The sequence below is a fragment of the Synechococcus sp. YX-04-1 genome (assembly GCF_030546365.1).
Taxonomy (GTDB): Bacteria; Cyanobacteriota; Cyanobacteriia; order PCC-6307; family Cyanobiaceae; genus Parasynechococcus.
Window position 1 is genome coordinate 565,082 of record NZ_JAUONZ010000001.1, and the last position, 13,318, is coordinate 578,399.

The window sequence follows — 13,318 nt, forward strand, 5'->3', positions numbered from 1 at the left end:
CCGTGTGAATGGCGATAGCGCCGGAGAGGTCAAAGTGAATTTGTTCCGGCTGTCCGTCTGTTCTGTGCGTTTGCGTTCGTGAGCACCCCAACGATCCAGTGGTATCCCGGCCACATCGCTAAGGCGGAGCAGCAGCTCAAGCGCCATCTCGACAAGGTGGATCTGGTGATTGAGGTGCGTGATGCCCGCATTCCTCTGGCCACGGGCCACCCCCATCTCAACCGCTGGTTGAAGGGCAAGCAGCATCTGTTGGTGATCAACCGTCGCGACATGGTCACCGCGGCCGCAAAAGAGGCCTGGGAGGCTTGGTTCAAGGCCCAGGGGCAGAAGACGGTTTGGTGTGATGCCAAGGCCGGGACCGGCGTGAAGCAGGTGCAGCAGGCAGCCATCCGCGCCGGGGATCAGCTCAACGAACGCCGCCGCAACCGGGGCATGAGGCCCAGGCCGGTGCGTGCACTCACCCTGGGGTTCCCCAACGTCGGCAAGTCGGCCCTGATCAACCGCTTGGTGCGGCAGAAGGTGGTGGCTAGTGCCCGGCGGGCCGGGGTGACACGCACCCTGCGCTGGGTGCGTCTGGGGCAAGACCTGGACCTCCTCGATGCGCCCGGGGTCTTGCCCCCTCGGCTTGATGACCAGCAGGCGGCCCTGCGGCTTGCCCTCTGCGACGACATCGGTCAGGCCGCCTACGACGGTGAGCTCGTGGCTCAGGCCTTCCTGCAATTGCTGCTTGATGCGGCAGCGCAGGCTGCGGCCGGGGTGACGATTCCGCTTCTGCAAGAGCGCTACGGCATTCCCCTGAGCGGTGAAACGGCGGACCCCGCCCTCTGGCTGGAGGCCGCAGCGGCCCGCCATACCTCTGGTGAAACAGCGCGCATGGCACAGCGGCTGCTGGATGATTTCCGCAAGTCCACCCTCGGCAGCATCGCCCTGGAGCTGCCGGCGTGAGTCCGCATTGGAAAAGGCCTCCGTTGCCGGAAGAGACCTTCACCGATCGCTTTGGGGAGGGTGAGGGGGAGCTGCTGACGCTGGCCTATCCCAAACCGCTGCCGATGCGGCTGGACCGTTGGTTGGTGAGCCAGCGCACGGAGCAGAGTCGGGCCCGGATTCAGAAGTTCATTGACGCGGGCTACGTGCGCGTCAACGGCAAGACCGGCAAGGCCAAAACGCCTCTGCGCCAGGGCGATGAGGTGCAGCTGTGGATGCCGCCACCGGAGCCGCTGCCGTATCTCAAGCCGGAGCCGATGGATCTGGATGTGCTGTTTGAGGACGACCATCTGATCGTGCTCAACAAGCCGGCAGGCCTGACGGTGCATCCAGCGCCCGGCAACAAGGACGGCACCCTGGTGAACGGTTTGTTGCATCACTGCCCGGATCTGCCTGGCATCAGCGGCAAGCTGCGGCCGGGGATCGTGCACCGTCTCGATAAAGACACCACCGGCTGCATCGTGATCGCCAAGAGTCAGGAGGCCCTGGTGCGGCTACAGGTGCAGATCCAGAAACGGATCGCCTCCCGCGAATACTTCGCTGTCGTTCATGGCGTGCCTGACGGCGACTCCGGCACGATCGTTGGCGCCATTGGCCGTCATCCGGCGGATCGCAAGAAGTACGCGGTGGTGAGCTCTGAGAACGGCCGTTATGCCTGCACCCACTGGACCCTGGTGGAGCGTCTCGGCGACTACTCCCTTTTGCGCTTCAAGCTCGACACCGGACGGACTCATCAGATCCGCGTCCACTGCGCCCACATGAACCACCCCGTGGTGGGGGACCCCACCTACAGCCGCTGCCGCAAATTGCCGATCGAGCTGCCTGGCCAAGCGCTGCATGCCGTGCAGTTGGGGCTCGACCATCCGATCACCCGAGAGCGAATGGTGTTTGAAGCGCCTTTGCCTCCGGTGATGGAGAAGTTGCTGGGCGTGTTGCGACGGCGCGCTGCGTCGGGCTGAGGGCCTAACGCGGCAGCCTTGGACAGGCCTCCACGAGGGTCCGGCTGATTGGCGCCTGAGGTGTGCTGAAGATCCGATCCCCTGGACCCTCCTCAACCACCTTCCCTTGGTCCAGCACCATCACCCGGTGACAGAAGCCACTGGCCACTGAGAGGTCGTGGGTGATGAATACGATCGCCAGGCCCAGCTCCTGCTGCAGCTCCCGCAGCAGAGCGAGCACATCCGCCTGCACCTCCGCATCGAGCATGCTCACGCTCTCGTCGCAGATCAGCACCTTGGGTTTCAGGGCAAGGGCGCGGGCGATGGCTACCCGCTGCTGCTGGCCGCCGGAGAGCTGCTTCGGCAGGCGATCCTGAAACTGCTCGGCCGGGCTGAGGCCAACCCGTTCCAGCAGGCGGCGTGCTTCCTCCCGAGCTGCCGCTTTGGAGCAGAGGCCATGGATCAGCAACGGATCGGCGATCGCATCCGCCACCTGCAGGGCCGGATTGAGGCAGGCCAGAGGGTCCTGAAACACCATCTGGAGAGCCCGGCGGGCTGAGCGCAGCGTTTCTCCCCGCAGGCTCAACAGGTCCTGGCCCAGCAGGTCGACCCGACCGCCACGAATCGAATTGAGCCCCATCAGGGCACGGCAGAGGGTGCTCTTGCCGCAGCCTGAGGCTCCCACCACTCCCAGGCTTTCCCCGGCCCTGAGCTCAAAACTCACCCCATCCACCGCCTTCAGCCAGACGGGCGACCAAGGTGCGCCCCCCACGGCATGCCAGCAGCGCATCTCCTCCACCCGCAGCACGCTGTTGTTGTCGGGGCGTGCCGGTGAGCGTCCCCCTTCCCGGGCTTGGGCGGAGGCCACCAGCCGTTGCCCCACTGGCGACTGCGGCCGGGTGAGCAGCTGGTGGCTGGGGCCGTCCTCCACCTTGCGTCCGCCGTCAAGCATCGCCATGCGCTCGCACCAGCGGGCGGCCATGGCCAGGTCGTGGCTGATCAGCAACAGCGCACTGCCCAGTTCTCGGCAGAGACCGCTGAGTTCGGCCATCACTTGCCCTGCCACCGCCACATCCAGGCTGGTGGTGGGTTCATCGGCGATTAGCAGAGGCGGTTTCAGGGCAATCGCCAGGGCAATGGCCAGGCGCTGCCTCATCCCGCCGCTGAGCTCATGGGGGTAGGCCCGGAAGCGGTTGGATCCAATGCCAACCCGCTCCAGCAGTTCGTGGGCCCGTTCCTGGTGGGCTGCGGCGCTGGTGTGAGGCCGGTGGCCCCTGAGGGTGTCGATCAGATGGCCGCCCACGCTCATCAGCGGATTCATCCGAGTCATCGGGTCCTGGAACACCAGGCCTACGGCTTCGCCCCGCAGCTGCCGCAACTGCGGTCGCCTGAGCTGGCGTGGATCCTGGCCGGTCAAGGCCAGCCGTCCTTCACAGACCGTTCCCTGCGGCAGCAGCTGCATCACGGCCCGCGCCACTGTGCTTTTGCCGCAGCCTGAAGATCCCACCAAGGCCAGGGTCTCTCCCGGCTCGAGGCTCAAATCCAGCCCATCCAGCGTCCAGTGTTCACTGCCGGGGTAGCGCAGCCTCAGCTGTTCGAGTTCCAGAACAGGCCGGCCCATGAACAGTGCGGCGGGAGCGACAGGAGGTCCTGCACTGAATACCATGGATTGACCCGATGGGTCGGATGCTCAACGCTGCCTCCACACCCAAAGAGCCCCGAACCAGCACGGGTTCGGCCAAGGTGCGCTGCGCGTTGCCCGAAGTACGGCGCCATCCCGTCCGTCATCCGGAGGATTACGGCATCGCTCTGCCTGAGTGGTTGCGGGAGTGCATCGCCAATGTGCCGCCTGGCATTGGCCAGAGCTGCCCCACCGATGCCGAGGCGCTGCTGGTGTCGGCCTTTGATTTCGGCTTTCAGCTCCACGAAGGCCAGTTCCGCGCCAGTGGAGACCCGTACATCGTCCATCCGGTGGCGGTGGCTGATCTGTTGCGGGACATCGGTGCCAGTGCCCCGGTGATCGCTGCTGGGTTCCTCCATGACGTGGTCGAGGACACCGACGTCACCCCCGATCAGATCGAGCTCCACTTCGGTTCCGAGGTACGTGAGCTGGTGGAAGGAGTCACCAAGCTCGGCGGCATCCACTTCAACGACCGCACGGAAGCTCAGGCGGAAAATCTGCGGCGAATGTTCCTGGCGATGGCCAGTGACATCCGTGTGGTGTTGGTGAAGCTGGCCGATCGCTTGCACAACATGCGCACCCTGGGTGCGTTGAAGGAAGAGAAGCGCCAGCGGATCGCCCGCGAAACCCGCGAGATCTATGCCCCCCTCGCCAACCGCCTCGGCATCGGCCGCTTCAAGTGGGAGCTGGAGGATCTGGCCTTCAAATTGCTGGAACCAGAGGCCTTCCGCGAGATTCAGGAGGAGGTGGCCACCAAGCGCAGCGAGCGTGAGCAACGCCTAGGCGTCACCGTGGGGTTGCTGAACGAGCGGCTGGAGCGGGCCGGCCTAGACCACTGCGAGGTGAGTGGTCGCCCCAAACATCTGTTTGGCATCTGGAGCAAGATGCAGCGCCAGCAGAAGGAGTTCCACGAGATCTACGACGTGGCGGCGTTGCGGATCCTCACTCCCAATGTTGAGAGCTGCTACCGCGCCCTCGCGGTGGTTCACGACACCTTTCGCCCGATTCCCGGCAGGTTTAAGGACTACATCGGGTTGCCGAAACCCAACGGCTATCAATCCCTGCACACCGCAGTGATCGGTCGGCATCGCCCAATCGAAGTGCAGATCCGCACACTTGAAATGCACCATGTGGCCGAATTCGGGATTGCGGCCCACTGGAAATACAAGGAAGGCGGCTCGCCGGCCAGCAGCAGCAGCGATGCGGAGCGGTTCAACTGGCTGCGTCAGCTGGTGGATTGGCAACAGGAAGGCGGCAACGATGATCACAACGACTACCTCTCCTCGATCAAGGAAGACCTGTTTGACGAGGAGGTGTTCGTCTTTACCCCGAAGGGCGATGTGCTCGGTTTGCGCAAGGGGGCAACCGCCGTTGATTTCGCTTATCGCATTCACTCCGAGGTGGGCAATCACTGCCATGGCGCTCGCATCAACGATCGGCTCTGCCCGTTGGCGACACCGCTGCAGAACGGTGATTTCGTTCAGGTGCTCACCAGTAAGACGGCCCACCCCAGCCTGGATTGGCTGAACTTCGTCGCTACGCCGACGGCGCGCAACCGCATCCGCCAGTGGTACAAGCGCAGCCATCGGGACGAAACGATTGAACGGGGCAAGGATCTGCTGGAGCGGGAGCTGGGCCGTGATGGCTTCGATGCCCTGCTGAACAGTGAGGCGATGCAGCGGGTGGCGCAGCGCTGCAATGTGCCCACCACCGAAGACCTGCTGGCGTCACTTGGGTTTGGAGATATCACGCTGCAGCAGGCGCTCAACCGTTTGCGGGAGGAGATGCGTCTGCTGGCGGAACAGCAGCAGGCCCCACCCAGCAATGAAGATGTGGCCGCGGCGCTGGTGCCATCGCGGGATGCGTCTCCGGATCGGTCCGGAGGCGAAGGGGCGATTCTTGGTCTGGAGGGCTTGGATTACCGCCTTGGTGGCTGCTGCAGTCCACTGCCGGGCGAGTTGATCGTGGGCACGGTGGCCCTCGGCAACCACGGCATCACCATTCACCGGCAGGACTGCTCCAACGTGGAGACGATCCCGCGGGAACGGCGGCTTCCCGTGCGCTGGAACACCACCCACGCCCAACAGGAGAAACAGCGCTTCCCGGTGCAGCTGCGGATCGAGGTGATCGATCGCGTCGGCATCCTCAAAGACATCCTGCTGCGTCTCTCCGATGGGGCCATCAACGTCAGTGATGCTCGGGTGACCACTGCCTCTGGCAAACCCGCCCGCATTGATCTGCGGGTTGAGCTGGAGGGTGCAGATCAGCTCAGCCGCACCATGGACCAGATCCGCTCGATGGCGGATGTGATCGGGATTGCCCGGGTTGGCACGAGCTAACTGCCTCGGCTGAGGGCTGCACGGGCTTCACGCCGCAGAAACAGGCGGTAGGCCATCCAGCCGCTGGCGATCGCCAGCACCATCCCCACAATGGTGGAGCCCAGCAGGATGCGCTGGCTGAACTCCCATCCCTGGGCCCACAGGCTGCTGCGATTGAGCTCTGCCAGGTTGATCCCGCCCTGGCCGGGCCCGAGCAGCCGGCAACCCACCAGGTAGTTGAACCAATAGAGGGGCAAATAGGTGAGGGGGTTGCTCACCAGGGTTCCTGCGGCGGCGAGCAGGTGGTTACCCCGCACCACGCTGGCAACACCCACGCTCAGGAAAATCTGCAGCCCGAAAAAGGGGTAGCAGCCGCAGAACACGCCAGCGGCCAAGCCGCGAGCTCGTTGGCCTGGGGTTCCTTCCTGTCTCCACAACCAGAGGACCCCACGGCGCATCCGGAGGCGACTGAGGCGCAGCAACCGGCGCATGAACCCTGCGGAAATCGGCTGGATCCTAGGTATGGATCACCAGCGGCGACTGCTGTGCCCAGCACCGACACGATTGCGGCAGTGGCCACCGCCGTGGCCCCAGGTCAGGGCGGGATCGCCGTGATCCGTCTCTCCGGGCCGGCTGCGGAAGCGACGGGGCGCAGCGTGGTGCACTGCCCGGGCCGTCAGGAGTGGGGATCGCACCGGCTGGTGTACGGCCATGTGATCGATGGCGAGGGCCGGCGTCTCGATGAGGTGCTGCTGCTGCTGATGCGCGGGCCCCGCAGCTTCACCGGTGAGGACGTGGTGGAGATCCACTGCCATGGCGGCGTGATCGCCGTGCAGCGGGTGCTCGAACAGGTGCTGCGGCAGCCGGGGGTGCGCCGGGCCCAGCCCGGCGAGTTCAGCCAGCGGGCTGTGCTCAACGGTCGGCTCGATCTCACCCGCGCGGAGGCGGTGAGTGAGCTGGTGGCAGCCCGCAGCCGCCGGGCGGCCGAGTTGGCGATGGCGGGCCTCGATGGCGGCATTCAGGCCCAGATCACGGCGCTGCGGGAACGGCTGCTGGATCAGCTCACCGAGCTGGAGGCCCGGGTGGATTTCGAGGAGGATCTGCCCCCCCTCGATGGCGAGGCCTTACTGCAGCAGCTGAAAGCCGTTCGCCTGGAGCTTGAGCAGCTGGTGCGGGATGGCGAGCGGGGCGATGCCCTGCGCCAGGGTCTGCGGGTGGCGTTGGTGGGTCGCCCCAACGTGGGAAAAAGTTCCCTGCTCAATCGGCTCAGCCGCCGCGAGCGAGCGATCGTGACTGATCTGCCGGGCACCACCAGAGATCTGCTGGAGAGCGAGATCGTGCTGGAGGGGGTGCCGATCACCCTGCTCGACACCGCCGGCATCCGCAGCACCGACGATGCGGTGGAGCAGCTGGGAATTGCCCGCAGCGAAGAGGCTCTGGTCACGGCGGATGTGGTGCTGTTGGTGCTCGACGGCCATGCGGGTTGGACCGCCGAAGACGCGGCCTTGCTGGCGCGCATTCCCGAGCAGATCCCCAGGATCCTGGTTGCCAACAAGGCGGATCTCCCAGCGGGGGCCTTTCCACAGCCGGTGGATGTGCAGTTGTCGGCGTTGGACGGTACGGGGGAGGCTGACCTGGTGCAGGCCCTGCTGGAGCGTTGTGGGGCCGCAGGGACCGACGGCATGTTGGTGGCGTTGAACCAACGCCAACGCGATCTGGCTGCCCGAGCTGCCGAAGCCCTGGCCCGCAGCCAGGAGGTGGCGGCCCAGCAGCTCCCGTGGGACTTTTGGACGATCGATCTGCGGGAGGCGATCTGCGCTTTGGGGGAGATCACCGGAGAAGAGCTCACCGAAGCGGTGCTGGATCGGGTGTTTTCGCGCTTCTGCATCGGAAAATAGAGAGAGCAGGCTTCAGAAATGGTTTGGACTGGCAATCCCCGGCACTCACCGCGGCCTTGGAGGCCTGGCTGGCGGAAGACATCGGCCGCGGTGATCTGACGGCGGCTGCCTTGCAGGGCCAGCAGGGTCAGGCCCATTGGGTCGCCAAACAGCCGGGCCAGTTCTGCGGTGGCCTTTTGGTGCAGCGCTTGTTCCAGCGGCTGGATCCTGTGGTGAGTGTTCGTCTGCTGCGGCAGGACGGCGACGCCGTCGAGGCCGGGGACTGCCTGCTGGAGCTGGAAGGTCCGGCCACAGCCTTGGTGGCGGGAGAACGCACCGCCTTGAACTTGGCCATGCGCCTCTCAGGCATTGCCACCGCCACCGCTGAATTGGTGGCCCAGCTCCAGGGCACCGGTGTGCGTCTGGCCGACACTCGCAAGACCACGCCTGGGCTTCGTCTGCTGGAGAAATACGCAGTCCGCTGCGGCGGCGGCATCAACCACCGCATGGGGCTGGATGACGCGGCCATGCTCAAGGAGAACCACATCGCCTGGGCGGGGGGCATCACGGCGGCTATCGCGGCCGTGCGCGATCAGGCTCCCTGGCCAGCGGCCGTGATTGTGGAAGCCGAGACTGAAGCTCAGGCGCTGGAGGCGGTGCAGGCGGGCGCCAATGGAGTGCTCCTTGATGAGTTCACTCCCGAGCAGCTCACGGCCCTGGTGCCGAGCCTGCGGGATTGCAGTACCCGCGGGGTGGTGCTGGAGGCCTCCGGCATTCAGCCCGAGCAGTTGCAGGCCTACGCCGCCACCGGCATCGATTTGATCTCCACCAGTGCGCCGGTCACCCGCAGCCGCTGGTTGGACCTGAGCATGCGTTTCACCTGAAGAGGGATGATCAGAGCCGGATTCCCCCGGCCACGCACTGCCCATGCTCAGCCTGTCCCAGTCCCTGGATGCCCAGTTGCGGGCGGCGATGCAACGGGCCTTCCCGGAGACCGATGCGGGGCTGGACCCCCAGCTGGCCCCTGCCAGCAAGCCGGAATTCGGTGACTTCCAGGCCAACGGTGCGCTGCCCCTGGCCAAGCCCTTGAAGCAGGCGCCCAGGCAAATTGCCACGGCGATCGTGGAGCAGCTGCAGGCCGATCCCGCCTTCACAGACCTCTGCATGGATCCCCAGATCGCTGGGCCTGGCTTCATCAACCTCACCATCCGCCCGGAGCGGCTGGTGGCGGAGGTGTCGGCACGGCTGGGGGACGAGCGTCTGGGCGTGCCGGCGGTTACTAACGCGGCGCCGGTGGTGGTGGATTTTTCCAGCCCCAACATCGCCAAGGAGATGCATGTGGGGCATCTGCGCTCCACGATCATTGGCGACTCGCTGGCGCGGGTGCTCGAGTTCCGCGGCCATCCTGTGCTGCGCCTCAATCACGTGGGCGACTGGGGCACCCAGTTCGGCATGTTGATTACGCATCTCAAGCAGGTGGCGCCGGAAGCTCTAGAGACCGCCGATGCGGTGGATCTGGGAGACCTGGTGGCCTTCTACCGCGAGGCCAAGAAGCGCTTCGATGACGATGAAGCGTTCCAGTCCACCTCCCGCGATGAGGTGGTGAAGCTGCAGGGGGGCGATCCGGTGTCGCTCAAGGCCTGGGGCCTGCTCTGCGACCAGTCGCGGCGCGAGTTCCAGAAGATCTACGACCGCCTCGACATCCGCCTGAGCGAACGCGGCGAGTCGTTTTACAACCCCTTCCTGCCTGCGGTGATCGATGGCTTGAAGGCCGCCGAAATACTGGTCACTGATGACGGTGCCGAGTGCGTGTTCCTCGAGGGGGTGCAGGGCAAGGACGGCAACCCCCTGCCGGTGATCGTGCAGAAGAGCGACGGTGGCTTCAACTACGCCACCACTGACCTGGCGGCGATCCGCTACCGCTTTGGTGCGGCGCCGGAGGGGGATGGCGCTCGCCGTGTTGTTTACGTCACCGATGCCGGCCAGGCAAATCATTTCGCCGGGGTGTTCCAGGTGGCGGAACGGGCCGGCTGGATCCCGGAAGATGCGCGCCTTGAGCACGTGCCCTTTGGCCTGGTGCAGGGGGAGGACGGCAAGAAGCTCAAGACCCGCGCGGGAGACACCGTGCGTCTGCGGGATCTGCTCGATGAAGCCGTCGAGCGTGCTGAGACCGATCTGCGCTCACGCCTGAAGGAGGAGGAGCGCAGTGAGTCGGAGGCGTTCATCCAGCATGTGGCAGGCACCGTGGGTTTGGCGGCGGTGAAATACGCCGACCTCAGCCAGAACCGGATCACCAATTACCAGTTCTCCTTCGACCGGATGCTGGCGCTGCAGGGCAACACGGCGCCCTATCTGCTCTATGCCTTGGTGCGCATCGCCGGCATCGCCCGCAAGGGGGGCGACCTTGCGGCCACCAATGCCCAACTGCAGTTCAGCGAGCCTCAGGAGTGGGCCCTGGTGCGGGAGCTGCTCAAGTTCGACGCCGTGATCGCTGAGGTGGAGGAGGAGCTGCTGCCCAACCGCTTGTGCAGCTACCTGTTCGAGCTCAGCCAGGTGTTCAACCGCTTCTACGACCAGGTGCCGGTGCTCAAGGCCGATCCTGAAGCGCTGGCATCCCGCCTCGCTCTTTGTCGTTTAACGGCTGACACCCTCAGACTGGGGCTCGGACTGCTGGGCATTGCCACCCTGGACCGCATGTGAGCGACAACATCCAACCGTTCACACCTGGTGGTGCTCCAGTGGCCCGCGCCGCTGTTGAGCAGCTCAAGGCCTACAGCGCGCCGCTGGAGGGCCGCCGCCAGATGCTGCGGCTGGATTTCAACGAAAACACGATTGGCCCCAGCCCCCTGGTGGCCCAAGCGCTGCGCAACTTCAGCACCGAAGAAATTGCCGTTTATCCGGAGTACGACGGCCTGCGGGACGCGTTGCTCCAGAACCTGGTGGAAACAGGCTGCCGGCCGGGCTTGAAGCCTGATCAGGTGGGTCTATTCAACGGTGTGGATGCCGCCATCCATGCGGTGTTTCAGGCCTATGGCGATGCGGGTGAGACGTTGCTGACCACAGCGCCCACCTTTGGCTACTACAGCCCCTGCGCTGGGATGCAGGGCATGACGATCGAGGCGATCCCCTACCAAGGCGAGACGTTCAACTTCCCCCTGGCCGCCATTCAGGAGGCATTGGCGGCCCGAGCACCGCGGTTGCTGTTGATCTGCAACCCCAACAACCCCACCGGCACGCGCTTACCCGCGGATCAGGTGATCGCCCTGGCGGCCTCAGCCCCGGGCACGCTGGTGGTGGTGGATGAGTTGTATGAGGCCTTCACTGGAGACAGCGTGTTGCCGAGCGCTGATTTCACGGCCACACCGAACTTGCTGGTGTTCCGTTCCCTGGCCAAAACAGCTGGTTTGGCGGGTCTGCGCATCGGCTTCGCCATCGGCCATGCCGATGTGGTCGATCGGGTGAGCCGTGTCACGGGGCCCTACGACGTGAACAGCGTGGCCGTGGCTGCGGCGTTCGCCGCTTTGGCGGATCAGTCGTATGTGGACGCCTACGTGGCCGAGGTGCTGCGGGCTCGCGACTGGACACTGCAGGCGTTGCGGGACGCTGGTGTGAAGCACCACTGCGATGGCGGCAACTATCTGCTGATCTGGCCCCAGCGCCCTGTTGATGCCGTTGATGCGGCCTTGCGGGAAGCCGGAATCCTGGTGCGTTCGATGGCCGGCAAGCCCCTGATTGATGGGTGTTTCCGGGTGAGCATCGGCACCACCAGCCAGATGCAGCGCTTCATGGAGACGTTCCTCCCCCTGGAGCGATGAAGCGCCTGCTGCTGCTGGCCACCGGCGGCACCATTGCCGGCTGTGCGGACGACAGTGCAACGCTGAACGACTACACCGCGGGCGTGCTGGGGGCTGATGCCCTGCTGGCGGCGGTGCCGCAGCTTCAGGGTCTGGCCACGATCAGCGTTGAGCAGGTGGCCAATGTCGACAGCGCCGATCTGCTGTTTGCGCACTGGCGCGCGCTGGTGGATCGCATTCGTGATGCCTTTACGGCGGACCTCGAGCTGGCCGGGGTGGTGATCACCCATGGCACCAATACGTTGGAGGAGACCGCCTGGTTGCTGCAGCTGTTGATCGACGATCCCCGGCCCGTGGTGCTGGTGGGGGCGATGCGGCCAGCCACGGCCCTCAGTGCCGATGGGCCGCTCAACCTTTTGCAGGCGGTGCAGGTTGCCTTGAGCAGCGACGCACGCGGCCATGGCGTTCTGGTGGTGATGGATGGACAGATCCATGGCGCCCAGCGGGTCACCAAGCTGGCCACCCAGGGGGTGAGGGCCTTTGCCAGTCCCGGTAGCGGGCCCTTGGGTTGGGTGGACGACGTTGGCGTTCATCTGCCAACAGCGAGTGGACCTCGGCAGGTGCCCTTCGCTGGGCTCGATTTACCGGAGCAATGGCCCCAGGTGCCGATCGTTTACGGGTGTGTGGACCCTGAGCCGCTCGTGCTCAGCGCCTGTCTCAATGCCGGTGTTGCGGGCTTGGTGTTCACCGGGACGGGCGCCGGCCAGTTGTCGGCAGCTGAGCGTTCGGCGCTTGAGGCTTGGCGAGGGAAGCGGCCGTTGATGCTGCGGGCCAACCGCTGTGGGACCGGACCCGTGCACAGCGATTCCGACGACGAACGACTCGGGCTGCTGCCGGCAGGGAGCCTCAATCCCCAGAAAGCCAGGGTTTTATTGCTGTTGGCTGTGCTGGCGGGTTGGGAGAGAAGTCAGCTGGATGCGCTGATCACTGCATCACCGTGATCACGGTGGTGTCGTCGAGGCGGCCCGGCAGGGTTTGAGAGCGGCCCACTTGGCGTACGGCGGTGCCACCCATGGCGTCCAGAAAGGGCTGCACGCCCTCTTGGTCACAGCCTTCAGGCGCCTCGCCGTTGACGTACTGCACCGGGATGACGCGCTTGGGGTTCAACTGTTTCACCACCGCCGCGGCTTCTTCGGCGTTGTAGATCTTGCTGCCGCCGCCAACGCCGATGATCAGCACATCGGGGTTGCCGAGCAGCACCCGGTCGGCAGCTGTGAGCTCTCCAGCGGTAGCACCGAGATGGGCAAAGCTGAGGCCCCCCTGCTGCCAGCGCCACAGGGTTGCATTGCCAAAGCGGCGTCCGCCCATCCGGTCGTGGGGATTGGCGAAGCCCTCTAGGCTCAACCCGCCGATGCGATAAGACCCGGGTTGGGCCAGAAAGCGGCCGCCGGCCACATCGCGGGCTCCTTCATCGGCAAGTTCAGAGTTGGCCAGAACAACGCCGGCCGTTAGCCGGGGCTCGGGCATGCCTGTTGCACAACCCACGGCCTTGTAGGGGTTGAGCAGCACCGATTGGCCGCCCCCCTGAATCAGTAGGGCCCGTTGCCCATAGCTGCTGATAGACACCCCACCGCCCGCAAAGACCGGACTTGAGAGGCTGAGTGCCAGGCCTGCAGCGGCGGTCACAGCGGAACGCAGGACGGACATGGGCGGGGTTGAACGTGCT

Annotated in this window: 11 protein-coding genes; 8 read left to right on the forward strand and 3 right to left on the reverse strand. The window is 65.3% G+C overall.

Going from position 1 to position 13,318, the window contains the following annotated elements; all coding sequences use genetic code 11:
* The first annotated feature begins 78 nt into the window (after nucleotides 1-78).
* Nucleotides 79-945 (forward strand): ribosome biogenesis GTPase YlqF, encoded by an 867-nt coding sequence (ylqF, locus tag Q3Y53_RS02855; RefSeq protein WP_226424527.1) that lies wholly within the window; start codon nucleotides 79-81, stop codon nucleotides 943-945.
* Nucleotides 942-1,943, forward strand: a complete 1,002-nt coding sequence (locus tag Q3Y53_RS02860; RefSeq protein ID WP_226424526.1) for an RluA family pseudouridine synthase — start codon at nucleotides 942-944, stop codon at nucleotides 1,941-1,943. The genes ylqF and Q3Y53_RS02860 overlap by 4 nt, the downstream gene beginning before the upstream one ends.
* A gap of 4 nt (nucleotides 1,944-1,947) precedes the next feature.
* On the opposite strand, the gene Q3Y53_RS02865 is transcribed toward Q3Y53_RS02860, so the two are convergent.
* Nucleotides 1,948-3,588, reverse strand: a complete 1,641-nt coding sequence (locus Q3Y53_RS02865) for an ABC transporter ATP-binding protein (RefSeq protein WP_303532583.1) — start codon at nucleotides 3,586-3,588, stop codon at nucleotides 1,948-1,950.
* Nucleotides 3,589-3,608: 20 nt separating this feature from the next.
* Between Q3Y53_RS02865 and Q3Y53_RS02870 the strand changes: the two genes are divergently transcribed.
* Nucleotides 3,609-5,942: a bifunctional (p)ppGpp synthetase/guanosine-3',5'-bis(diphosphate) 3'-pyrophosphohydrolase gene (locus tag Q3Y53_RS02870; protein ID WP_303532773.1), complete on the forward strand. Its 2,334-nt coding sequence runs from the start codon at nucleotides 3,609-3,611 to the stop codon at nucleotides 5,940-5,942.
* Here Q3Y53_RS02870 and Q3Y53_RS02875 read toward each other — a convergent pair.
* Nucleotides 5,939-6,412, reverse strand: coding sequence for a DUF2062 domain-containing protein (locus Q3Y53_RS02875; RefSeq protein ID WP_303532586.1), 474 nt, complete (start codon nucleotides 6,410-6,412; stop codon nucleotides 5,939-5,941). The two genes, Q3Y53_RS02870 and Q3Y53_RS02875, sit on opposite strands and share 4 nt — an antisense overlap.
* 54 nt (nucleotides 6,413-6,466) lie before the next feature.
* On the opposite strand from Q3Y53_RS02875, the gene mnmE reads away from it, so the two are divergent.
* Genes mnmE through Q3Y53_RS02900 form a run of 5 tightly spaced genes read left to right on the forward strand, consistent with a single transcriptional unit; the run spans nucleotide 6,467 to nucleotide 12,593 of the window.
* Complete coding sequence (gene mnmE, locus Q3Y53_RS02880; RefSeq protein ID WP_303532588.1) at nucleotides 6,467-7,819, forward strand: tRNA uridine-5-carboxymethylaminomethyl(34) synthesis GTPase MnmE; 1,353 nt, start codon at nucleotides 6,467-6,469, stop codon at nucleotides 7,817-7,819.
* 23 nt (nucleotides 7,820-7,842) lie between these two features.
* The gene (gene nadC / locus Q3Y53_RS02885) at nucleotides 7,843-8,682 is read left to right on the forward strand and encodes a carboxylating nicotinate-nucleotide diphosphorylase (RefSeq protein WP_303532590.1); all 840 of its coding nucleotides are present in this window, start codon (nucleotides 7,843-7,845) and stop codon (nucleotides 8,680-8,682) included.
* 43 nt (nucleotides 8,683-8,725) lie between these two features.
* Nucleotides 8,726-10,498 carry an arginine--tRNA ligase gene (argS, locus tag Q3Y53_RS02890; RefSeq protein ID WP_303532592.1) on the forward strand — a complete coding sequence of 591 codons (1,773 nt, stop codon included), beginning with the start codon at nucleotides 8,726-8,728 and terminating at the stop codon, nucleotides 10,496-10,498.
* Nucleotides 10,495-11,613 (forward strand): histidinol-phosphate transaminase, encoded by a 1,119-nt coding sequence (locus Q3Y53_RS02895; RefSeq protein ID WP_303532594.1) that lies wholly within the window; start codon nucleotides 10,495-10,497, stop codon nucleotides 11,611-11,613. Before argS ends, Q3Y53_RS02895 begins: the two co-directional genes overlap by 4 nt.
* Nucleotides 11,610-12,593, forward strand: a complete 984-nt coding sequence (locus tag Q3Y53_RS02900; RefSeq protein ID WP_303532597.1) for an asparaginase — start codon at nucleotides 11,610-11,612, stop codon at nucleotides 12,591-12,593. The genes Q3Y53_RS02895 and Q3Y53_RS02900 overlap by 4 nt, the downstream gene beginning before the upstream one ends.
* On the opposite strand, the gene Q3Y53_RS02905 is transcribed toward Q3Y53_RS02900, so the two are convergent.
* Nucleotides 12,577-13,299: an MBL fold metallo-hydrolase gene (locus Q3Y53_RS02905; protein WP_303532599.1), complete on the reverse strand. Its 723-nt coding sequence runs from the start codon at nucleotides 13,297-13,299 to the stop codon at nucleotides 12,577-12,579. The genes Q3Y53_RS02900 and Q3Y53_RS02905 overlap by 17 nt on opposite strands.
* Nucleotides 13,300-13,318: the final 19 nt, after the last annotated feature.